Here is a 22172-nt window from a genome sequence, read left to right as displayed (position 1 = left end):
CCCGTGCTGACTTGGCAGCAGTTACGAGATCTGAAGCTTTCGGAACTCGATGATGCGGGAGACAGCTGGGGGACCGTGTCACGCCAGGCGGACTCAGCACGTACGTCTGTGGAAGGGGGAATGTCGGGCGCATTGTCGAAAACGCAGGAGAGCGAATCGGCACAGGCCGCCGTCCGCCGACTGAAGCGGCTTGAACGCAATTTTCATTACGTCCAGACGGAGTCGGGTCTGATTCGCTCGACACTGCACGGCTTGGCACAGGAATTGGGCGCCCCTCAGCGACAGTTGAAAGACGCCTTGGACGACGCAGCCGCACTGTCTTACACAGTGAACGCGGACGGCAGTATCGATTACCCGGCCGGCGGCGAGAGTCCGGTCACCGGCCAGAAGAACCCGGGCGGAACGGCCGTGGGCCATAACGGGATGCTCACATCAGGCAACAGAGGCCTGTATCCGCCGGACAGAAAAGGCCTGTATCAGCCTGGTGCAGGTCCCGGTGACACCAAGATCCTCGTTCCCAATCCTCACCATGCGAAGGCTCAGGCCATAGCTGATCGTATCGCGCGCGCCCTCAGGGAAGCCCAAGAGATCGACGCACGGTACAGCTCCGCACTGCACAAGCTAAAGGCCGCCCCGGGCCTGAGTGTCGACACCAAGACATGGACTGATGCCGCCGCTGACGCCGATGCAGTCAGAGCAGCAGCGAAATATCTGTCCGATGAAATCCCTTACGACAAGTCCGCCACCGAGCGTATGAAATGGTGGGAGGGGCTGTCCGAGGAGCAGCGCGAAGAATATATGGCCGTATACCCGAACGAGATTGGAAATCTCGACGGGATTCCGTCGGAGGTTAGGGATAAGGCCAACCGCGAGAACTTGCAACTCCTCATGGGGAAACTCGAGGGGCAGGACGATGAAAAGTCTCGGACGCAGCTGGCAGGGCTGAAGGAAATCGACCGGCAGCTCATGTCCGGCAGTAAACCACCCATGTTCCTTCTCGGTATCGGAGACGAAGGGAATGGCCGTGCCATCGTCAGTTTCGGCAACCCTGACACGGCAAGGAATGTCTCCGCCTACGTCCCGGGCCTGGGCACAGCGTTGGACAAGGACTTCGCCAAGAACGACCTCAAACGGGCGCGCGATACGGCCATCGGGGCGCAGGGGTACGACTCGTCCAGCGCTTCGATCGTTTGGCTGGGGTACGACGCGCCGCAACTTCCCGACAAGGAGCATCTGTTGGGCAATGTCGCCGTCATGGGAACGGAGCGGGCGGAGAAGGGGGCTCCGGCCTACAACAGCTTCATGGACGGGTTGGATGCCACGAATCATCACGGGGATCCACATCTCACCGCCATCGGCCACTCGTACGGTTCTCGCACGGTGGGCGCGGCAACTCAAGAGGCCGGCGGCATCCCGGGCGCGGACGACATCATCCTCGTGGGCAGCCCTGGTGTCGGCGTCGACCACGCCGAGGATCTCGGCGTCGGAAAAGATCATGTGTTTGTCGGCGCTGCGGAGAACGACCCGGTGTCGCACCTTCCCTCCAAGAGGCAAGCAGCAGCCGGAACCGCGGGGTTCTTCACCAGCGGGCCGATAGGGTCCTACATCCTTGGTGACTTGGCGGACCAGGGAGACGACGATCTCTGGTTTGGCAAGGATCCGGCCAGCGAAGCATTCGGCGCCAGACGTTTCACCGTGGACGACGGCCCTCGTCCGTTCATTGACGGCCATGGGCCTACGCCCGCGCACTCCAACTACTTCGCGCCAACGAAGGACCACGTGTCAGCAGACGCCATCGCCAGGATCGTCTCCGGAAATTCCGACCAAATCAAAGTGGAGCGCTACCGATGACTCCCTGGCCGCGGCTGGCCGCGACAGTCGCCCTAGGTTGCACCCTGTTGATCGCAGGATGCGGTTCACCTGACCAGAAAGAGCCTTCCGGCGACAAGAAAGCACGGTCCGCCATGAATATGCAAGAGGCCGCCGAACAGGCCGACGCGATGCTCGACGCCACCTTCTCCGCCATCAAACCCGAGGTCAACTGGGCTCACGGCCCTACCACTGCCGGAAGTTGCGAGGTCTCACGGCGACGCACCGTGATGACGGTCATTTCAAAGGAACGACGCGGCAACTTCCTGGGCATCGTCGAACGCCACTGGCGGAGTCGCGATTACCGCATCACCGAGGTGAACAAAAGCAAGGAATTCCCTGCCATTTTCGCCAAGTCGCCGGATGGTTTCGGAATCAGTTTGACCATCGGAGGCGCTGGTCAGGCATTCTTCGAAGTCTCGACCCCATGCGTCACGGAGTCGAAAGTATCAGACCCCACGACCACACCTAATGGGCCGTCATACGATGATGTGTACCCCCTCCCCCGCCCCAATGTTCGTTCAGAATTTTGGTCCTCCACTGCCCCTCTGGGTGAAACCCGTAAGAACCACGGCGGGTGACGCCCGCGTCAGGAGGCACGGCGGGGGCGTCTGCGTCGGGCGTCTCGGGTGACCACTGCCGTTCCGCCGAGTCCCGCGAGCAGCACCGCCGCCCCCAGGACCACATACGTGGCGAGCCGCGCCGTGCGTTCCTGTGAGGTCTCGCCGACACTCAGGTCCGCGGGAGTCGGGGCTTCCGCTCGGGTGAGGCCCTCTGTGGGGGCAGGCGTCTCGCTCGGGTGGTCGTCTTCCGTCAGGGCGCGGACCGGGTCCACGACGCCCCAGCCGACCAGGCGGTCGTGGCCGGCCACAGAGCGTTCCGCGGTCTGCTTGATCTGGGTGGTGATCTGACGTGCCGTCCAGTCCTTGTGCTTGGCCTTGATCAAAGCCGCGACCCCGGCCGCGTACGGGGCGGCGAAGCTGGTCCCGTTGTCGGTGCAATGGCCGCCACCGGGCACGGTGGAGATCATGTCCACGCCGGGCGCCGCCACGCCCACGAACTCGCCGGACTGGGAGAAGGGGGCGCGTTCGTTGTTGCGGTCCGAGGCCGCCACGGCCAACACCCCCTCGTAGGAAGCGGGATACGTCCGCTTGACGTTGCCGCCGAGGCCGTCGTTGCCCGCCGAGGCGACGATCACCCGCTGCCGTCCGAGCGCCCTGTTCACCGCCTCTTCGAGTTCCGGTGCGGGCTTCACCGCGTCGGCCGTGTCCTGGGAGATGTTGATGACGTCCGCCCCCGCGTCGACGGCGTAGTCGATGGCCTGCGCGAGTGTCCGCGCGGTCCCGTGGCCCTCCGCGTCGTTCTGCTGGACCGGAATGATCGTCGCCTTGGGGGCGAGGCCCACGAAGCCCGTGCCCCTGGAGGGGCGTGCCGCGATGATGCCCGCGACCCGCGTGCCGTGGCCGACGAGGTCCGTCGTGCCGTTCGCCTTGCCGCGTTCGACCTTCTTGCCCTCGGCGTCCTTTACCGGGAGGTAGTTGCGGCCGCGTGCGGCGTCCACCGCCCGCGTCAATTGCGGGTTCTTCACGTCCACTCCCGTGTCGATCACCGCGACACGTACGCCTTCCCCTGTGGACTGGCGCCACAGCTCGTCCAGGAGGACGCGTTGCAGCGCCCACGGGCGGCCGGAGTACTTCTTGGACGGAAACGTGCACTGCCCCGCGGCCTCCGGCTCCGCGGCCGCAGGAGGGCACAGGGCCACCGTGCAGAGCAGTGCGGCGGCCACGGAGGCGGCGCCTCTGGCCGCTCCAGGGGCCCACGTGCGTACGTACGTCATGACCATGGCCGGCTTTCCCCGCGAACCTAGGAGCCCTGCGGCTGACGCGCCGCCGCTGTCGACAGTCGGGGCCCGGTCGGCAGCAGGTTCGACCAGGCGGCGGGCACTGGGGTCACCTCCGTGTCCCCGTAGCCGAGGCGGGTCTGGGCCTGCCGCGCTTCCTGCCGCTCCCGCTTCTGCTGCCGGGCGGACGTGCCGATGCCCTCGTCGTCCGTCGCACTGTCGCTGTTGGACTGCATGGCGTAGCGCAGGCCCGTGTCGGTCACCAGGAACACGGTGCCCGCCTCGGTCTCCGATCCCAGGAAGTGTCGGTAGAGCTGGCCCGAACCAGGAGTGACGTACGCGCTCGACGAGCCAGTGGGGAGGTCCGCCGGGAAATCGGAGCCCGCCCACGTGCTCAATGTCGTCCTGCCGCTGTCCGCGTCGACGCGCCGCAGAACGTTGCACACGGTGGTGCGGCCGCCCCTGCCCGGGGAGTCGCCGTCGGCGGACGAGGGCTTCTCCGTCGGCCAGGCGTACCGCGCGTCGAAGTCCTCGGTGGCGGGGGTGAATGCTCCGGCGCTGATGTCCCGGGCCCGGCCCGGCTGTCCCAGATGGGCCAGGCTGCGGCTGCTCAGCAGCAGCGTCGCGGTGAAGTCGGAGACCGGTGCGACCCGCCCCGGCAGGACCACGTAGTGCTGCATCCTGTCGCCGTTGTTCGCCCTCAGGACCATCCCCACCCTGTTCACGGCGGGGTCCCGCAGGCCGGGCACTTCGGCGCTGTCCCCAGGAGTGCCGGGCACCTTCGGGAAGGTGATCGGGTCACCGCGGTGCAGCGTCTCGAGCCACCGTGCGGAGACCCGCTGCGGGGTGTGGTCGGATCCCACGAGCGTGCGTGCCAGGAGTTCGTCCTTCGCGGAGACCCGGTAGGCGGTGCCGCGCGCGTCCACGACGTAACGCATGTGGTCGGGGCCGACGACGTACAGCAGCTCGCCTCCCCGCAGCCGCTCCCGCCCGTCGGTTTTCTTCTCGTCACGGGCGGCCAGCACGAACGCGGCCTTCTGGATGGCCCGGCCTCCCTGGACCTGGCGCTCGCACGCCGCCCAGCGCTTCGCGGTCCCGGCCTCCGATGACGACGGCATCCGGTCGGGGGCGTAGGGAATGCCGATGGTGGCGCCGTGCGGAATCGTGCCGTTGTCCAGCACGGACTCGTCGACGTTGATGACGTCGCCCTTGCCGTCGTCGAGGAGGAGCTTCGCCGACGCCATGTTGAGGACCGGGTGCAACTGCCGATCGCCGTGGGTCCTGAGGACGACGTACCGGGTCGTCGAGTCGCTCGCGATGATCACATGCTCTTTGGGCTTGTCCCAGCCGGGCACGGCCACCGGCTTGAACATTCCCCAGGCGCCGAAGACCGCCAGCACGATCACTCCGACGATCAGACCGGGCAGCACGCCGCGCAGTGGCCGGGGAGCACCTTCCTCCGAGCCGGAGGGAGAGGGCTGGACGAACGCGGCCAGCGTGCGGCGTTTCGCGAAGATGTAGGCGTTGAGTTCGTCTCGCCGTGATGCCATGTGCGCCAGCTTCTCCCCGTGCGATGCCGGGGCGCGTGGCCCCCACCCTTCGCTGTCAGACCGAGCCCCTACTATGCCTGTTGTGTGATCGCGCGTGCGTGGTGGGTGAGGAGTTCGAGACTCCATGGAGCGACAAGACCCCATCACCACTTGCCGGTTCAGGTGACTTACGGGGGATTGGGCTGATGGCTTCCGCACTGCGCAGCAGGGCCCGAGGACGTACGGAGGCGACAAGTCGGTTTCCGGCGAATCGAGTTGCGGACGGTTCCGCGAGCCGGGCGAGGTCTCCCGTGACGTTCCAGTTGCGGGCCCACTCGGGACCCCATGGCGCGACGCGCCTGCGAGGGCTTGTTCTCATCGAGCTCGCGGCCGCCTTGCCGCTGACCGCCTGGGTCGTGGACCCGGTGCTGGTCGCGCCGGCGGCCTTGGCCGCGGCCGTGCTCGTGCTGTTCGCCGTCGTACGTCGCCACAGGCGTCCTTGGCCGGAATGGCTGGTCGCGGCCCAGGGGCTGCGTGCCCGCAGAGACCGCGCCACGAGGTCACCGGTACCTCCGGGCACGGATCCCTCCTTCGCCCCCGCCGTGGAATGCGACCCCGCGCTGCGGACGTACGCCTGCGCCACGCGGGACCGCCGGCAGCTGGGAATGGTCGGGGACGGCACCTTCGTGACGGCGGTGCTGCAGATCGAGTCGGACTCGGCTCCACTGCGGGACGGGCGAGGGCAGCGGCCGTTGCCGCTCGGGCTGGTGCGCGACACCTTGGAGGTGGACGACATCCGGCTCGAGTCGGCCCAGATCGTGCTGCACACGCAACCCGCGCCCGCGCTGCACCTGCCGCGCGAGTCCGTGGCCGTGAGCAACTACGCTCCCCTGCACGCACAATCCGGGGCGCCCGCGGTGCGGATCACCTGGATCGCCCTCAAGCTCGACCCCGAGCTGTGTCCCGAAGCCGTGGCCGCGCGCGGCGGTGGTCTCGTCGGCGCCCAGAGGTGCCTGGTGCGGGCCGTGGACCACTTGGCGAGCCGCCTGTCCGGGGCGGGGTTCCGCGCCACGCCGCTGAGCGAGGAGGGCCTCGCCTCCGCCATCGCCACGTCGGCGTGCGCCAACCCCCTCGTGACGGCGGAGGCCGGCCGGGCCGAGGAACCGCCACGGCGGACCGAGGAGACCCCGCACGCCTGGCGCTGCGACAATCGGCGCCACACGTCGTACTGGGTGCGGCGCTGGCCCCGGCTCGGGGAGACGGGGGACGCCTCGCTCCCCCGCCTGGTGGCCACGCTGACCGCTGTTCCGACCCTGGCCACGACCTTCAGTCTGACGCTGGGCCGTGCCGAGCGGCAGGAAGTCGCGCTGCGCGGGCATGTGCGGGTGACCGGCCGCAGCGAGGCCGAACTCGCCGCCGCGCGGGACGCCGTCGAGCGGGCGGCCCGTCGGACCGGCACGGCCTTGACGCGGCTCGACCGCCAACAACTGCCCGGGATGCTCGCCACGTTGCCGCTGGGAGGCACCCGCTGATGACCGTGCCGCCGACCGCCCCTGCCCGGTCGAACTCCGCCGCCGCCCTGCCGGGCGCGGACCACGGCATTAGGACCGCGCTGCGCCGGGGCTTCGGGCTCCTCGGGCCGCGGCACGGGCGGCATACGCTCCCCGCCGTCGATGTGGACATGCTCGCGTTGCCGCTCGGTGACGACGGGGTGGTGATCGGTGTCGACGCGCAAGGCCGATCCGCCGTGCTCGGCGTCAGCCGGCCCACTCCCTACGACGTACTGCTCATCGGCGGACTCTGGACCGCGCAGGTCATCGCGTTGCGCGCGGCCGCGATCGGGACGCGGGTGGCCGTGGAGACCGGGCGGGCCGAGGCCTGGGGAGAGCTTGCGCAGGCGCTCGGGGTGGGGCCGAGCGGGATGGCCGTGCATGACGTGGGACGGGTGCCGCCTCAGGGGGCCTCGGCCGGGAGTCCCGTGTTGGTGGTGCGGGACTGCGGGATGCGGCCGCCCCGGGGGCGGGTCGTCTCCGGGGCCTGGCAGTCCGTGTTGACCGTGCTGCCCTATCTGAGTCCCGTCGCGCCTCGGCTCATTCGGCAGGCGCGGCTCGTCGGGGTGCAGCGGGTGTCGCCCGACGAGGCGGTGCAGATCGGGCGGTCGGTGGGATTGTCCCGGGAGGACGTGGAGTCGTTGCCGACGCTCTCGGACGGGGTCACGCTGTGGTGTGCCGATCGTGCTCGGCAGTACGTGATGACGCAGGCCACGGACGTCGAGACCGGATTGTTGGGTGCCGCTCGGCGGATCGATTGAGGGCGGGGGCGGGTCGTTCATGCGCTGCGGATTCGGGGCGTTCCGGGCACCGTTGAGTGGTTTGTCCGGCGCCTTTCGTGGCGTGTGGATCACCCCTGCGCCGAGCGGGGCGCGAAGGGCGGCGCGGGCGGGGTGGGCTGCCCTGCCGTGCCGGTGGTTTTGGTGATTAGTCTGGGGCGGGACGCGACGCCGGAAACCCGCCAGCGGGCCGCGGGCGTCCTCAACGGGGAGAGCCAGGCGGATCGGACGACAGGAACGGTCGCCCCCCACCACGGCACGAGGGTGCTCGACCACACCAGGAGGCATTGTGAACAGCGATCGGGACGAGATCCGCGGGGGCTGGGACACACCCGTCGATGATCAGTCCGACGCGGAGTCCGCCGCCGAGACGACGGGCGAGTTCACCATCGACTACGCGCCGCCCGCCTGGTATACGCAGAACGCTTCGGGCAGTACGGAGGAGACGCCCTCGGGGGCGTCCACCAACCCTGTTTCGGGCGGCTCCGACGACTCCGGTTCGGGCGGTTCTGAGGACTCTGGCGCGGGTGACGCCGACGGCTCCGATTCGGGCGGTTCTGACGACTCCGGTTCGGATGGTTCTGGCGGCTCCGGTTCGGGCGGCTCCGGTCCGGCTCTTCCTGCGTCGGACGGCTCTACTCCGGTCGTCTCTGGGGCGGGCGGCTCTGATTCCGAGGGTTCGGCTCCCTCTGCGGGCAGTGAATCCGCGTCGGGTCGTTCCGGCGGCGCGGCGGAGGTGCCGTCGGTTCCTGCCATGCCTTCCTTCGCTCCGCCCGTTGGGCCTGTGCCGCCCGCCCCTGCCGAGGCGCCGGTCGAGGACGCCTCGGACTCCGTGCCCAGCGTCGTGCCGAAGCTTCCGGTGGGGAGTGGGTTCCGGCCTGCCGCTCGGGATGAGGAGCCGGCGGCCGGTGGCGGGGTCACCGACTGGAGCAGCGCCGTTGCCGGGCCCGCCGCCTCCGTTCACGTGACCGGTGTCGTACCCAAGGACGAGGTCGATGCCCTCGCGGAAGCCAAGGCCAAGGCCGAGGCGGAGGCGGAGGCGGAGTCCGAGCCTGAGGCTGAGGCCGTCAAGCCCCTCGACGGGAGTGGCGACCTTGAGAGCGGGGCCACCATGCGGTTCTCCGCTCGCGCCCTCCAGCGGGAGATCGAGAAGCGCGCTGCCGCCTCGGCACCCGAGTCGAGGGAAGCGGCAGGGGCTGAGGCAGAGGCAGAGCCGGCGGTTGCGGTCGTCCCTGTCGCCCGGGGTGAGGCTCAGTCGGAGGCCGATGATGACGCCGTTGCGGGTGGCTCCCCTGCGAGTGACCCCGACGTGAGCACCGGTGGGGTAGCCAGCGGGGTCTCCGGTGGCGCCGAGCCTCCCGTGGGCGATGAATCCGTCGGTTCCCCGGCCTCCACCGGGGAGCACGGTGTGCCGCCTCAGGACTCCGCCCCCGCCGTCAGCGCTGACGACGTGCAGGACTCCGTGCCGCGCTCGTGGGCTCCGCCGCCGCCCGCGCCGCAGAGCGGCATTCCGCCGTTGCCGCCCGCCTACCAGCCCGCGGCCCCGACTTCCGCCCCGCAGTGGCCCGCGCCCACGCACGCCTCACCGCCCGCGGCCCCGGTTCAGGCCGAGCCGGCGCCCGCGCCCGCTCCGCCCGCCCCCGAGCCCGTACAGGCGCAGACTCCGCCTCCCGTCGCGGTGCCTCAGCAGGCGCCGGTCCAGCCCCAACCGCAGCCGCAAGTCCCGGTCCAGCAGCCTCAGGGTGCATACGGTTTTCCGCAGGCGGCGCCCGGCGCGCCCTTCACGCCTGCGCAGCCTCCCGTCCAGGCCCAGCCCCCCGCGCCTACGCCCGCGCCCGCACCGCAGGCCGGATACGGGTTCCCGCAGCAGGGCGCCTCTGCCGCCGCCGGGGCCAACTCGCCCGCACCCGGGGCCGGTTACGGCTTCCCCCAACCGCCCGCCCCGCAGGCACAGCAGCCGCAGGCGCAACCGCCTCAGGTCCCGCACCAACAGGCCCCGCAGCCTCAGCCTCAGCCTCAGCAGGGCCAGCCGCCCGTCGACCCCCGTACCGGCACCGCCTGGCCGCAGCCCGTGCGGCACGATCAGCGGGAGCGGACCAACCCGGGGGCTCCCCTCGGTTACACCGCCGCCGTCGAACTGTCCTCCGACCGGCTGCTGCGCAACACCAAGCCGAAGGCCAAGAGCAGCCGGGCCGGGGGCGGTTCGCGGTTCAAGCTCGGCGGCAAGAAGGAAGAGGCCGAGCGGCAGCGCAAGTTGGAGCTGATCCGCACGCCGGTGCTCTCCTGCTACCGCATCGCCGTCATCAGCCTCAAGGGCGGCGTGGGCAAGACGACCACGACCACCGCGCTGGGCTCGACGCTCGCCACCGAGCGGCAGGACAAGATCCTCGCCATCGACGCCAACCCCGACGCCGGTACGCTCGGGCGGCGCGTGCGGCGCGAGACCGGGGCCACCATCCGTGACCTCGTCCAGGCGATCCCGTACCTCAACTCGTACATGGACATCCGGCGCTTCACCTCGCAGGCGTCGTCCGGTCTCGAGATCATCGCCAATGACGTCGACCCGGCCGTGTCGACCACGTTCAACGACGAGGACTACCGGCGCGCGATCGACGTACTCGGCAAGCAGTACCCGATCATCCTGACGGACTCCGGTACGGGCCTGCTGTACAGCGCCATGCGGGGCGTGCTCGATCTCGCCGATCAGCTGATCATCATCTCGACGCCGTCGGTGGACGGGGCGAGCAGCGCGTCCACGACGCTGGACTGGCTGTCCGCGCACGGGTACGCCGATCTCGTCTCGCGGTCCATCACCGTCATCTCCGGTGTGCGCGAGACCGGCAAGATGATCAAGGTCGATGACATCGTGTCCCACTTCGAGACGCGCTGCCGGGGCGTCGTCGTCGTTCCCTTCGACGAGCATCTCGCCGCCGGCGCGGAGGTCGATCTCGACATGATGCGGCCGAAGGTGCGGGAGGCGTACTTCAACCTGTCGGCGATGGTGGCCGAGGACTTCGTACGGGCGCAGCAGCAGCAAGGGCTCTGGACGTCGGACGGGAATCCGCCGCCGCACGTGGCTCCGCCGCTGCCCGGCCAGCAGGTCGCCTCGCCCGGCGGGCAGCCTCAGCCGTACGCCCCCGCGCCGCAGCCTCAGCCCTACGCTCCTGCCCAGCCGCCGCAAGGACAGCAGCCACACCCGCCGGCACCCCAGCACCAGCAGCCGCCGGCGCCCCAGCAGACGTACCCCCCGCAGCCGGGTGCGCCCCAGGCGTGGCCGTCGCAGGCGCCGCACCAGCCCCAGCAGCCCTACCAACCGCAGCCCCAGCAGCAGCCCTACCAGCCCCAGCCGCATCAGCCCCCCGCCCACGACGGCCAGGCGCCCCCGCCCGCCATCCAGCCCGGGGCACCCTTCCAGCCGCCCCAGCCCCAGCAACCGCAGCCGCAGCCGCCCCAGCAGTAAGCTCCGTCAGCAAGACCCGTCGTCCCCAGTGGGCCCGCGCCATTCCCCGGCGCGGGCCCGTTCCCGTTCCGCCCCTCGCGCGCCGGGCGGAACGCCTGCCCACGGCGTGGCCCGCCGTACCGCCACCCCCTCACCAGCCACGCGTCAGAGGTCTTGACCAATGCGGGTGAAATTCCGGTCAACTCGTTATTTCCGCAGGCCACATGGGGTTCACCTGCCGTTGACTCGCCCAGACCGCCGCTGGTAGACACACACATCAACCCGCTGACGTCCCTTGATCTACCAGCGTGCCACCAGCCATCCCTGCGCGAGCGATGACGCGAGGTCACCGACCCATGGACACACAAGATCAGCACGGCAGACCAGCACCCCCCGACGCATCACCGGCCGCCCCCGCGCCCGCCCTCGCCCCCGGGACCCACCCGCGGAGCGACGGCACGCGCCGTCGCCGCCTGAAGCCCCTCCTCGCCGCGGGCGCCGCCGCGTTCACCCTTACGGCCGGTCTCGCCACGCCTCTCGCCCCCGCCCCGCAGCAGGCCGCGGCCGAGGACGGCGGGGGCAAGAAGGTCCTGACCGTCGCCGTGGCGCAGAGTGTCGACTCGCTCAGCCCCTTCCTCGCCCAGCGGCTGCTCAGCACCAGCGTCCACCGGCTGACGTACGAGTACCTGACGAACTACGACGCCGAGAACAACAAGGCGATCGCCGGGTTCGCCACCGACTGGAAGCCCTCGGCCGACAAGCTGACCTGGACGTACACCATCCGCTCCGACTCCACCTGGTCGGACGGCAAGAAGGCGACGGCCGCGGACGCCGCCTGGACGTTCAACAAGGTGATGTCCAAGGAGGGCACCGCCACCGCGAACTCCAACTTCGTCACCAACTTCCGCAAGGTGACCGCGCCCAGCCCCACCAAGCTCGTCATCGAGCTGAAGAAGCCGCAGGCCACCATGGCCGCGCTCGATGTGCCGATCGTTCCCCGGCACGTGTGGGAGAAGGTCGACGACCTCTCGAAGTTCAACAACGACAAGGACTTCCCCGTCGTCGGCAACGGCCCGTTCGTCCTGACGGACTACAAGGTCGACCAGTACGTGCGGCTCAAGGCCAACAAGCACTTCTGGCGCGGCGCGCCCAAGTTCGACGAACTGGTCTTCAAGACGTACAAGGACCAGGACGCGGCCGTCTCCGCCCTCAGGAAGGGCGAGGTCTCCTTCGTCGCCGGGCAGCCCGCCCTCACGCCGGCGCAGGCCACGTCCCTGGAGAACGAGAAGAACATCAAGGTCAACGAGGGGCCCGGCCGCCGCTTCTTCGCCATCGCCACCAACCCGGGCGCGAAGACGCGGGACGGGAAGAAGTTCGGTGACGGGCACCCCGCGCTGCTGGACAAGCGGGTCCGCAAGGCGCTGTTCCTCTCCGTCGACCGCAAGACCCTCGTGGACAAGGTGTTCCAGGGCAACGCCGTCGAGGGCGCCGGCTACATCCCGCCGCGCTTCTCCGACTACGCCTGGAAGCCCGCCGCCGGCCAGGAGATGACGTACGACCCGAAGAAGGCCGCGCGCCTCCTCGACGAGGCCGGGTACGAGGAGAACGGCGACGGCGAGCGCGTCGGCAAGGACGGCAGGCCGCTCAACCTGCGCATCCTGTGTCACGCCACCGACCCCAACGACAAGGCGGTCGGCAAGTACCTGAAGGAGTGGTGGGGCGACCTCGGGATCGGGCTCAAGGTCAACTGCCTCGACGACGTCTCCGTGCCCTGGTACGCGGGTGAGTACGATCTGGCGTTCGACGGCTGGTCCGTCAACCCCGACCCCGACTTCGTGCTCGGCATCCACACCTGCGCCGCGCTGCCGGTGAAGGCCAAGGAGAGCGCCGCCACCGACAACTTCATCTGCGACAAGAAGTACGACGAGCTGTACGCGCAGCAGCTGGCCGAGTACGACCCCGCCAAGCGGGCAAAGATCGTCAGGCGGATGCAGTCGTGGCTGTACGACTCCGGGTACATGAACGTCCTCGCGTACCCGAACGCCGTCGAGGCCTACCGTACCGACCAGATCAAGTCCATCACCACCATGCCGAAGGCCGCGGGGAACATCTACGGCCAGGACGGATATTGGAGCTGGTGGTCGGCGGTCCCCGCGGAGGGGAAGAGTTCCTCCAAGGACGGCGGCTCGACCGGTGTCATCATCGGTATCGCCGCTGCCGCGGTGGTGCTCGTGGGCGGCGGAGTCCTGTTCGCCCTGCGCCGCCGTTCTACCGCAGAGGACCGCGAGTAACGCATGACCGCTGACAGCAACCCCGCACTGCTCGACACCGAGGGCCCGCTGGGCCCCGGGGCCGGCGGCGGCCCGGCCGATGCCGGGTCGCCGTCGGCCCGCGGGCCACGCGCCCGCACCACCCGCGCCTATCTCCGCTATGTGGCGGGCAAGCTCGGCGGCGCGATCGTCTCGCTGTTCGCCGTGCTCGTCACCAGCTTCTTCCTCTTCCGGCTCATTCCCGGCGACCCCGTCAAGCAGATGACGGGCGGCAAGCGCGTCTCGGCCGAGCAGCTCGCCGCCATGCGCGAGGAGTTCGGCCTCGACCAGCCGGTCATGACCCAGTTCCTCGACTACACCGGCAACGTCCTGACCGGTGATTTCGGCACGTCCTACCAGTTCCACGCGCCCGTCCTCGACAAGATCACGGAGGCGCTGCCCGCCACACTGCTCCTCACCGGAACGGCCTACGTCCTCTACACGCTGCTCGGCATCTGGCTGGGCACGCGCACTGCCTGGCGCAACGGCGGACTCGGCGACCGCCTCAACACCGGGCTCGCGCTGACGCTGTACTCCGTGCCGTCGTTCTGGCTCGGACTGCTGCTGATCATCACCTTCTCGGTGGGGATCGGGCCGATTCCCGGCATGTTCCCCACGGGTGGCCTGGAGTCGGGCGGCGAGACGGGCTTCGCGTACGTCGTCGACGTCGCCCACCACATGGTGCTGCCCGTCATCACGCTGGTCGCCGTCGGATACGCCCAGACGCTGCTCGTGATGCGGTCCTCGCTCCTGGACGAGATGGGCGGCGACTACCTGACGACCGCGCGGGCCAAGGGGCTCCGCGACGACCTCGTGCGCCGCCGGCACGCCGTGCCCAACGCGCTGCTGCCCACCGTCACCCTGATGTTCGTCAATCTCGGCACGGTGGTGGCGGGCGCCATCCTCGTCGAGACCGTCTTCTCCTGGCCGGGGCTCGGCGGGCTGTTCTACTCGGCGCTGAGCGTGCCCGACCTGCCGCTCGTGCAGGGCCTGTTCTTCGTCTTCTCCACCGCGGTGATCCTGATGAACACCCTGGCCGACGTGATCTATCCGCTGCTCGATCCCCGGGTGGGCCGATGACGACCGAATCCGCACCGACCACCCCCGCCGCGCCGGTCAAGAGCGCGCGCTCCCTCGCCCGGACCCGGCGCCGGCACTCCGCGGCACGCTTCTGGCGGGAGTACCGCACGCACCGGGCCGGCCTCGTCGGCCTCGCCGCGCTCGTCGTGATCGCCCTCGCCGCCGTCCTCGCGCCGCTGCTCGTCGGCTCGGACGCGCAGAGCGTGACCGACGCGCCGGGCAGGCCGATGGAGTCGCCGAGCGCCGCGTACCCGCTCGGCACCGACCAGTTCGGGCGCGACCTGCTCGGCCTGCTGGTGTGGGGCGCGCGCATGTCGCTGACCGTGGGGCTGCTCGCCGCCGTGCTCTCGGTGGCCATCGGCACGCTCGTCGGCATCACGGCGGGCCACTTCAAGGGGTGGTACGCCACGGTGATCATGCGTGTCACCGACTGGTTCCTGGTGATGCCGACGCTGGTCCTCGCCATCGCCCTCGCCGCGGTGCTGTCCGGCTCGATCTGGACGATCATCCTGGCGATCGGCGTGACGACCTGGCCGACCACGGCCCGTCTGGTGCGCGCGCAGACGCTCGCGGTCGAGTCCCGGCCCTACATCGAACGGGCCCGGGCGCTCGGCGGCGGCCACGGCCACATCATGACCCGGCACGTCCTGCCCAATGTCATGCCGCTCGTCCTCGCGCAGACCACCCTCGTCATCTCCGGTGCCATCCTCACCGAGGCGACACTGGCCTTCCTCGGCCTCGGCGACCCGACGAGCGTCTCCTGGGGCGGTCTGCTCCAGGACGCCCGTGAGGCCGGGGCGGTCAGCGCCGGCCACTGGTGGTACCTCGCCCCGCCCGGCCTCGCCATCGCGATCGTCGCCCTGGCGTTCACCCTGTGCGGGCGCGCCGTGGAATCCGTGCTCAACCCCAGGCTGGGGGCCACCCGTTGAACGACGTACGAAAGACGCCAGGGGCCCGGCTCCTCGACGTGCGCGACCTGGAGGTGACGTACCCGAACGGCGCCGCCGCCGTGCGTGGCGTGCACCTCCATGTCGACGCGGGCCAGAAGCTCGGTGTCGCCGGCGAGTCGGGCTGCGGCAAGTCCACGCTCGCGCTGGCCCTGCTGCGGCTGCTCCCCGCGGGCACGAAGGTCTCCGGTGAGGTCCTGCTCGACGGGGAGGACGTCCTCACCATGAAGTGGGGGCGGGTCCGCGCGGTGCGCTGGGCGGGCGCCTCGATCGTCTTCCAGGGCGCGATGCACTCGCTGAACGCCGTGCACCGCGTCGGCGACCAGATCGCCGAGCCGATCCTGCTGCACAAGAAGGCGACGCAGGCCGGCGCGCGCAAGAAGGTCGGCGAGCTGCTCGAACACGTGGGGCTGCCCGCCGCCCGCGCGCAGGCCTACCCGCACGAACTGTCCGGCGGCCAGCGGCAGCGCGTGATGATCGCCATGGCGCTGGCCTGCGACCCCCGGCTGATCGTCGCGGACGAGCCGACCACCGCGCTCGACGTGATGATCCAGGCGCAGATCCTGCGCCTGATCCAGCAGCTGGTCCGTGAGCAGGACCTCGGTCTGGTGATGATCAGCCACGACCTGGCGGTGCTCTCCGACACCTGCGACCGGCTCGCGGTGATGTACGCGGGCCGCGTCGTCGAGGAGGGCCCGGCCACACAGGTCTACGAGAGCGCCCGGCACCCCTACGGGCAGGCCCTGTCGGCGGCCTTCCCGAGGATCGGGGACGCGGCGTCCCGGTTCGCGCCGCGCGGTCTGCCGGGCGACCCGCCCGACCCCTCCGCGCTGCCCACCGGCTGCACGTTCCATCCGCGCTGTCCCGTCGCCCTGGACGTCTGCGCGACACAGGACCAGACGCTGCGGGACGCGGGCCCGCACCACCGCGCGGCGTGCGTCCACGCGGGGGCTCCGCTGCCCGCGCAGCCCACCTCGGCGCCCCCGGCCGCGGAGCGCGCGCCGTGACCGAAAGCCTCCGTGACCCCGTGAAGAGGAACCGCGCATGACCACTCGCGAGCCCGGCGGCCCCCTGCTGTCCGCAGCCGATCTGCACATCGCCTTCCCCGGCCGCCGGGGCGCGCCGACCGCGCGGGCGGTGGACGGCGTCGACCTCGACATCCAGGGCGGTGAGATCGTCGCCCTGGTCGGCGAGTCGGGCTGCGGCAAGACGACGCTGGCCCGCTCCCTGCTCGGGCTCGTGCCGCCGACCTCCGGCACGGTGACGTTCGCCGGGCGGCCGCTGGACTACTCGGGGCGCGCCCTCAAGGCGTACCGCAAGCGCGTCCAGCTGGTCCTCCAGGACCCCAGCGGGTCGCTCAACCCCCGGCACACGGTGTACGAGGCCGTCGCCGAGGGGCTGCGCATCCACCGGTACGCGGGCGACGAGCGGGCGGCGGTCGCCGAGGCACTCTCCCGGGCGGGGCTGCGGCCGCCGGAGCGGTTCTTCCTGCGCTACCCGCACGAGCTGTCGGGCGGCCAGCGCCAGCGGGTCGTCATCGCGGGCGCGCTGGTCCTGCAACCGGAACTCATCGTCGCCGACGAGCCGGTGGCGTCCCTGGACGCGTCGGTGCGCGGGGAGATCCTGGCGCTGCTGCTGCGCCTGCGGGCCGAACTGGGCCTGTCCGCGCTGGTGGTGACGCATGACCTGGGCCTCGCGTGGAACATCGCGGACCGCGTCGCGGTGATGTACCTGGGGCGCATCGTCGAGACGGGCACGGTGGAGGAAGTGCTGACGGCGCCTCAACACCCGTACACGCGGGCCCTGTTGTCGGTGCTGCCGGAGGCGCCGGGCTCTCCTGTCGTCCTCAGCGGTGAGCCGCCGGACCCCTCGCGGATTCCCGGGGGGTGCCGGTTCCACGTGCGGTGCCAGGTGCTCGCCTCGGGCGAGGCGGAGGCCGCGGGGGTCGCGAGCCGGTGCCGTACGCAGGACCTGGCCGTGCTGTCCGGCGCCGGGCGGACGCAGGTGGCCTGCCACTGGGCGGCGGCCGGCGGGACATCCCAGGGGGCGCCCCAGACGGCGGCCGGCACCTAGGCGGCGGCCTCCGCGATGAGCTCGCGGGACTTCTTCACGTCGTCCGCGATGGCGACGAGGAGCGCGTCGATGGAGTCGAACTTCGCCTGGCCCCGCACGAAGGCGAGGAAGTCCACGGCGACGTGCAGCCCGTACAGGTCGAGCCCGACGCGGTCGATCGCGTACGCCTCGACGGTCCGCTCGGTGCCGTCGAACTGCGGGTTCGTGCCGACGGAGATCGCCGCCGGCATCGCCTCGCCCTGGGCGTGCAGCCACCCGGCGTAGACGCCGTCGGCGGGGATGGCGGTGTGCGGCAGCGTCTCCACGTTGGCGGTGGGGAAGCCCAGCTCGCGGCCGCGCTGGGCGCCGCGCACGACGACGCCCTCGACGCGGTGCGGTCGTCCGAGGATCTCGGCGGCGCCCGTCACATCGCCCTCGGCGACCAGGCTCCGGGTCAGCGTGGAGGAGAAGGGCCGACCGCCACCGGCCTCTCCGGTGACGTACAGGTCGATGACGTCGACCTCGTAGTCGTACGTCCGGCCGAGCTCGGCCAGGACGTCGACGTTGCCCGCGGCCTTGTGGCCGAAGCGGAAGTTGGGGCCCTCGACGACCACGCGCGCGTGCAGCTTGTCGACGAGGACCTTCACCACGAAGTCGGCGGGCGACAGCTTGGAGAACTCGCTGGTGAAGGGCAGGATCAGCAGCGCGTCCACCCCGAGGTCGGCCATCAGCTCGGCGCGCCGGTGGTGCGGGGCGAGCAGCGGCGGGTGGCTGCCGGGGCGCACGACCTCGCTGGGGTGCGGGTCGAAGGTGACGACCACGGCGGGCACACCCAGATCCCGGGCGCGCCGCACGGCGCGGCCGATGATCAGCTGATGACCGCGGTGCACGCCGTCGTAGGAACCGATGGTGACGACGCTGCGCCCCCAGTCCTGGGGGATGTCCTCCAAGCCACGCCAGCGCTGCACTTCTTTGCTCCTCGCCGAACCCGTGTATGTCACGTACGTCTGTGCGTACCCATTGCCGATTGCGCAGGTCTAAGACTGCCATGCCGACCGGTCCCCTCCGCCATCGGTGTCTCTTCGGAGGGGGTGGCGGGGGTCACTCCGGGCCGGGCCGGCACCCGGGCGCCGCCGGGGGCGAGGCCGAGAATCGTCCGGGAGGCGCTCGGGCCGGCCAGGGCGGCCCACTCCCCGGGTGCGTCGCTGAGCCAGTGCGCCACGAGCGCGGCGAAGCGCGGCTCGCGACGGGCCGCTTCGACCAGGCACCGGTCGAAGCGGGCCGCGCCTTCCAGGGTGCGCCCGAGGAGCAGTCCGACGCGGTGCACACGCGCGCGGGCGCGGACCTCGCCGCCCCGCACCGCCTCCCGGGCGACGGCCCGCAGCACGCTCTCCAGGACCGCCGGCTCGCGCTCCTTGGCGAGCAGTACGTCGAGCAGCTCGTCCCGCAGCTCCCGCGAGGCGGCGGTGCCCCGGGCGGCGAGGACGGGGGCGAGGGCGGCGCGTACCTGAGCGGGGCGGCTCCGCAGCAGACCGGCGATCAGCGGGAGGAGGACGGAGCGCGCTCCGGGACGCTGTTCGAGCAGGTGGTCGAGGTGGGCGGCGGCGGTGGTGGCCGTCTCGGGGCGGGCCTCCAGCAGGTCCCGCACCAGGTCGGCGACGCGGCAGGCGAGGGCGGGCGTGGTGCTGTCGAGGAGGCGGCGCAGCACGTCGTCGGCGTCCGGGCCCGCCGTGTGCAGCCGGGTGCCGAACGCGGCGAGCACCGGCTCGGGGTGGGTGGTCAGGGCTTCGGCGAGGGCGTCGGCGGGCAGGCGCGCGTCGCCGGCGGCGAAGCGGCGAAGGGCGCGGGCCAGGTGGTGCGGGCGGGTCGTCGGGTCGCGGACGAGGAGGGCGAGCGCCGCGCCGTGCAGGGCGTCGTCGCGGGGGCGGGCGAGCAGGGCGAGGGCCGCGTTCCGCAGCCGTGCGCGGTCGGCGTCGGCGGTGGTGTGCCGGGCGGCTCGCGGGCCGTGGGAGGCGGCGGCCGCGCGCCGGTCGGGCCGCGCGTCGCGCGCCCATCGCTCGACGGCGCGGCACAGGGCCGCGGGCTCCTCCTCGGCGAGGGCGGCGAGCAGCTCGTCGGCGCGGGCGTGGCCGCAGTCGACGAGGGTTTCGGTGAGGTCGTCGACGGCCCGGCGCCGGTGGGTGTGGAGCAGTGCCTGGGCGGCGGAGGCCACGGTGGCCTCGGGCGCGGCGTCCAGCGGCCGCGCGTCGGTGAACCAACCCACCAGATGGCGTGGTACGCCGACGGGATCGGCGGCCAGGAGGCGGGCGACGGCGTCGAGGCAGCGGCCCGGGGTGCCGGGCGGCCCGTCGCGGACGATGCGCCGCCGCAGCAGCGCGAAGCGTTCCGCCGGCCCGAGCGGCAGCGCCAGCCAGAAGGCGGCCTCGAACTCCCCGCGCTCGGCCAGCGCTTCGAGCACCGGGAAGTGGGCCGCCGCGTCCGGCACGCGCACCAGTACGCCGCGCAGCAGGTGCGCGGCCCACCACCGGGCGTCAGCGGCGGCGTCCGCCTCGCGGTCCGGCGCCTGTGCCGTGAGGTCGGCCAGCGCGTGCGTCAACTCCCGCAGCCGCTCGTCCAGTTCGGCAGGCCCCCGCTGGCGGCCGAGCGACAGCAGGGCCTGGATCACGGGGCCGACACGGTGGCGCGGCACCGGGATCGGGCGGGTGGCGGCGGGTCCTCGGCCGCGCTGCTCGGGGACCACCGGGGAGCGCGCGGTTCGCCGGTGCCGGTGGACCAGGCAGGCCAGCGCGCCGTCCACGTCCAGGTGGGCGCCCTGAAGCCAGTCGGCCACCTCTTCGTGCGCGAAGCGGTAGCCCGCGCCCGCCGGCACCAGCAGCCCTTCCGTCAGCACGGCCGGGGCCCACCCGGTGCAGCCGTGGGCGCCGGGGAGCGCGCCCCAGGGGAAGAGCGCCTCGAAGGACGCGCGGTCCAGCTCCCCCTGGCCCGGCCCCAGGCAGCGCCGTGCCGCCTCGTGGACCTGCCCGGCCACCTTCGCCGCGAGCCGGCGTACGGCTGTGCCGCGCAGGCCGTTCGGCGCCGCGAGGCGCACGGCGACCCGGAGGCACAGCAGGTCCAGGTAGGCGGCGAAGACCTCTTCCCGGCCGGGGGTGCCGGGCGGTGGCGCGTCGCGCAGGGCGGCCCGCACCTCGGAGAGGAGCCGCAGCGTCAGCGGATGCCGCGCGTCGGCGCCGGTGAGCGCCCCGTCCGGGATGCCGTACCGTGCGCGGGCCCGGCGGGCCCGCGCTTCCGGCAGGTCGTCGAGGCGCACGCACGCAGGGAACGCGGCCGGGCCGGGACCGCGGGCGCCGGGCGCGCGTAGCCCCTCCTCACCCGACGCGCCGTGCAGCAGCGCCCCGTCGAAGTGGGCCCCCGCCTGCTCCCAGTACTCGGCCCGGCAGGCGATCACGAGGCGGGCGCCCGTCTCCCGCAACCACGCTGCCGTGCCCTGGCTCCACGCGGCGAGGCGGTGGGCGAGCGCGGGCGGCATCTCCTCGGGCCCGTCGAGCAGCAACAGCAGGGGCCGCCCCGCGTCCCGCGCGAGCCGTGCCACGCGGTCCGCCGAGACGTCCGCCTGGTGGTCGCCGCCCGGTGCCTCCCGCGCGGCCGCGAGGATGCGGCCGGCCCGGTCCAGGGCCCGCTCCACCGCGTCGCCGATGCCCGTGTCGGTGTGCCGCAGGTCGGCGCCGCGCAGCCACAGGGTGGGGGCCGGCTCGGCGCCCCTGGCCCGTCGGGCGGCGAGCGCGGCCAGCTCCGTCGTACGCCCTGTGCCCGGGTCGCCGACGAGGCCGAGCACGTGCGCCGGGCCGTCGGTGAAGAGGGTGAACTCCCGCGCCACGGCCGGCCGTTCGACGGGGTCGGGCCGGGTGGCGCGGGGCCCGTCGGACCCCGCGGACGTGGCCGTCAGGTGCAAGGCGCCCGCCAGGTTGAGGTCGGCGCCGTACGCGGGCACGGTCGCGGCGTTGCGGGCGACGAGCGCGGCGAGCGGGCCGCCCGGGTCGGCGGCGGCCGCCTCCCGCAGCGGGATCGCGAAGCCGGGCGGGCGGTGGGTGACGGGCGCCTCGCCCAGCGGGCCGGGGGCGGGCTCCTGAGGCAGCAGCGCGGTGCCGAGGACGGCGAGGACCGCGCCGGACGAGGCGTCCACCACCGGTCCGCCCGCGGCCCCGCGGCCGCGCCGCAGCGCGTCGGCGCCCTCCGTGCCGATCGCCAGCCCCAGGGCGGTGCCGAGCAGGTGGAGGCGGTCGGTCGCCGGGTACGTGACCGGGGAGCAGCCGAGGACGCGGGCCTCGCGCCAGCCGAGCGCGGCGATCCGCACATAGGTCCCGGTCGGCACGGTGTCGCGCACGCTCAGGGGCAGGGGACGCAGTCCCAGCCCCTCGGTGCGCACGAGCGCGAGATCGGTGTCGGGCAGCGCCACCACGGCGTCGGCGGCCACCACGCAGGTGCGCCCGCCCGGGGCGTGCAGGACGATTCCGGCGAGTCCGTCGACGGCCTCATGACTGGTGATGACCGTGCCGTGCTCGTCGGCGGCGAATCCGGTGCCTCGGGGGCGGCCCGCCGGGTCGCACACCCGTACTAGGGCACGGTCGAGCGCCGCGGAGGCGCCCCGCTCCCCCGCGCCCGCGGTGTCCCCGGCGCCTGCGGCCCGCGGACCCCGTCCCGCCATGCTCGAACCTCCCGGCTGTTCCCCGTGTCCCGACCGTAGGTCGGCGGTGATCGGCCGGACAGGACGCGGTGCGAAC

At 72.0% G+C, this 22172-nt stretch carries 14 protein-coding genes; 10 read left to right on the top strand and 4 right to left on the bottom strand.

Features of this window, described 5'->3' with window-relative positions; translation table 11 throughout:
• Positions 1 to 3: 3 nt before the first annotated feature.
• Both ACZ516_RS30685 and ACZ516_RS30680 read left to right on the top strand, forming a co-directional pair.
• On the top strand, positions 4 to 1851 hold the full coding sequence (locus tag ACZ516_RS30685; protein WP_469012809.1) for an alpha/beta hydrolase: 1848 nt from the start codon (positions 4 to 6) through the stop codon (positions 1849 to 1851).
• A complete protein-coding gene (locus ACZ516_RS30680; RefSeq protein ID WP_469012807.1) occupies positions 1848 to 2450 on the top strand; it encodes a hypothetical protein in 603 nt (200 codons plus the stop codon). Before ACZ516_RS30685 ends, ACZ516_RS30680 begins: the two co-directional genes overlap by 4 nt.
• Positions 2451 to 2458: 8 nt before the next feature.
• On the opposite strand, the gene mycP is transcribed toward ACZ516_RS30680, so the two are convergent.
• Positions 2459 to 3706 carry a type VII secretion-associated serine protease mycosin gene (gene mycP, locus ACZ516_RS30675; protein ID WP_469012805.1) on the bottom strand — a complete coding sequence of 416 codons (1248 nt, stop codon included), beginning with the start codon at positions 3704 to 3706 and terminating at the stop codon, positions 2459 to 2461.
• 26 nt (positions 3707 to 3732) lie between these two features.
• Complete coding sequence (gene eccB, locus ACZ516_RS30670; RefSeq protein ID WP_469012802.1) at positions 3733 to 5259, bottom strand: type VII secretion protein EccB; 1527 nt, start codon at positions 5257 to 5259, stop codon at positions 3733 to 3735.
• Between the two features lie 185 nt (positions 5260 to 5444).
• On the opposite strand from eccB, the gene eccE reads away from it, so the two are divergent.
• The 8 genes from eccE to ACZ516_RS30630 all read left to right on the top strand — a co-directional run bounded on the left by eccE (position 5445) and on the right by ACZ516_RS30630 (position 17415).
• Positions 5445 to 6770 carry a type VII secretion protein EccE gene (gene eccE / locus ACZ516_RS30665; RefSeq protein WP_469012800.1) on the top strand — a complete coding sequence of 442 codons (1326 nt, stop codon included), beginning with the start codon at positions 5445 to 5447 and terminating at the stop codon, positions 6768 to 6770.
• On the top strand, positions 6770 to 7549 hold the full coding sequence (locus tag ACZ516_RS30660) for a hypothetical protein (RefSeq protein ID WP_469012798.1): 780 nt from the start codon (positions 6770 to 6772) through the stop codon (positions 7547 to 7549). Before eccE ends, ACZ516_RS30660 begins: the two co-directional genes overlap by 1 nt.
• 307 nt (positions 7550 to 7856) lie before the next feature.
• Entirely contained in the window at positions 7857 to 11027 is a 3171-nt protein-coding gene (locus tag ACZ516_RS30655; RefSeq protein ID WP_469012795.1) for an SCO5717 family growth-regulating ATPase, read from the top strand.
• 335 nt (positions 11028 to 11362) lie between these two features.
• The gene (locus tag ACZ516_RS30650) at positions 11363 to 13297 is read left to right on the top strand and encodes an ABC transporter substrate-binding protein (protein WP_469012792.1); all 1935 of its coding nucleotides are present in this window, start codon (positions 11363 to 11365) and stop codon (positions 13295 to 13297) included.
• A 3-nt stretch (positions 13298 to 13300) separates the two neighbouring features.
• Entirely contained in the window at positions 13301 to 14395 is a 1095-nt protein-coding gene (locus ACZ516_RS30645; protein ID WP_358699289.1) for an ABC transporter permease, read from the top strand.
• On the top strand, positions 14392 to 15324 hold the full coding sequence (locus ACZ516_RS30640) for an ABC transporter permease (RefSeq protein ID WP_361083386.1): 933 nt from the start codon (positions 14392 to 14394) through the stop codon (positions 15322 to 15324). Before ACZ516_RS30645 ends, ACZ516_RS30640 begins: the two co-directional genes overlap by 4 nt.
• Positions 15321 to 16349 carry an ABC transporter ATP-binding protein gene (locus tag ACZ516_RS30635; protein WP_469012789.1) on the top strand — a complete coding sequence of 343 codons (1029 nt, stop codon included), beginning with the start codon at positions 15321 to 15323 and terminating at the stop codon, positions 16347 to 16349. The genes ACZ516_RS30640 and ACZ516_RS30635 overlap by 4 nt, the downstream gene beginning before the upstream one ends.
• A 37-nt stretch (positions 16350 to 16386) precedes the next feature.
• The gene (locus ACZ516_RS30630; protein WP_361083382.1) at positions 16387 to 17415 is read left to right on the top strand and encodes an ABC transporter ATP-binding protein; all 1029 of its coding nucleotides are present in this window, start codon (positions 16387 to 16389) and stop codon (positions 17413 to 17415) included.
• Here ACZ516_RS30630 and ACZ516_RS30625 read toward each other — a convergent pair.
• Together ACZ516_RS30625 and ACZ516_RS30620 are read right to left on the bottom strand one after the other, a co-directional pair.
• Positions 17412 to 18362: a bifunctional riboflavin kinase/FAD synthetase gene (locus ACZ516_RS30625; RefSeq protein WP_361083380.1), complete on the bottom strand. Its 951-nt coding sequence runs from the start codon at positions 18360 to 18362 to the stop codon at positions 17412 to 17414. The genes ACZ516_RS30630 and ACZ516_RS30625 overlap by 4 nt on opposite strands.
• A gap of 29 nt (positions 18363 to 18391) precedes the next feature.
• The gene (locus tag ACZ516_RS30620) at positions 18392 to 22096 is read right to left on the bottom strand and encodes a trypsin-like peptidase domain-containing protein (protein WP_469012786.1); all 3705 of its coding nucleotides are present in this window, start codon (positions 22094 to 22096) and stop codon (positions 18392 to 18394) included.
• Between the last annotated feature and the right edge of the window lie 76 nt (positions 22097 to 22172).

The organism is Streptomyces sp. NPDC034037 (assembly GCF_055575715.1).
This window is presented reverse-complemented; position numbering and strand designations above follow the sequence as displayed.

Coding starts and splice junctions, on each gene's coding strand:
- ACZ516_RS30680 (WP_469012807.1), top strand. CDS start 1,848: ATGACTCCCTGGCCGCGGCTGGCCGCGACAGTCGCCCTAGGTTGCACC.
- mycP (WP_469012805.1), bottom strand. CDS start 3,706: ATGACGTACGTACGCACGTGGGCCCCTGGAGCGGCCAGAGGCGCCGCC.
- eccB (WP_469012802.1), bottom strand. CDS start 5,259: ATGGCATCACGGCGAGACGAACTCAACGCCTACATCTTCGCGAAACGC.
- eccE (WP_469012800.1), top strand. CDS start 5,445: ATGGCTTCCGCACTGCGCAGCAGGGCCCGAGGACGTACGGAGGCGACA.
- ACZ516_RS30660 (WP_469012798.1), top strand. CDS start 6,770: ATGACCGTGCCGCCGACCGCCCCTGCCCGGTCGAACTCCGCCGCCGCC.
- ACZ516_RS30650 (WP_469012792.1), top strand. CDS start 11,363: ATGGACACACAAGATCAGCACGGCAGACCAGCACCCCCCGACGCATCA.
- ACZ516_RS30645 (WP_358699289.1), top strand. CDS start 13,301: ATGACCGCTGACAGCAACCCCGCACTGCTCGACACCGAGGGCCCGCTG.
- ACZ516_RS30640 (WP_361083386.1), top strand. CDS start 14,392: ATGACGACCGAATCCGCACCGACCACCCCCGCCGCGCCGGTCAAGAGC.
- ACZ516_RS30630 (WP_361083382.1), top strand. CDS start 16,387: ATGACCACTCGCGAGCCCGGCGGCCCCCTGCTGTCCGCAGCCGATCTG.
- ACZ516_RS30620 (WP_469012786.1), bottom strand. CDS start 22,096: ATGGCGGGACGGGGTCCGCGGGCCGCAGGCGCCGGGGACACCGCGGGC.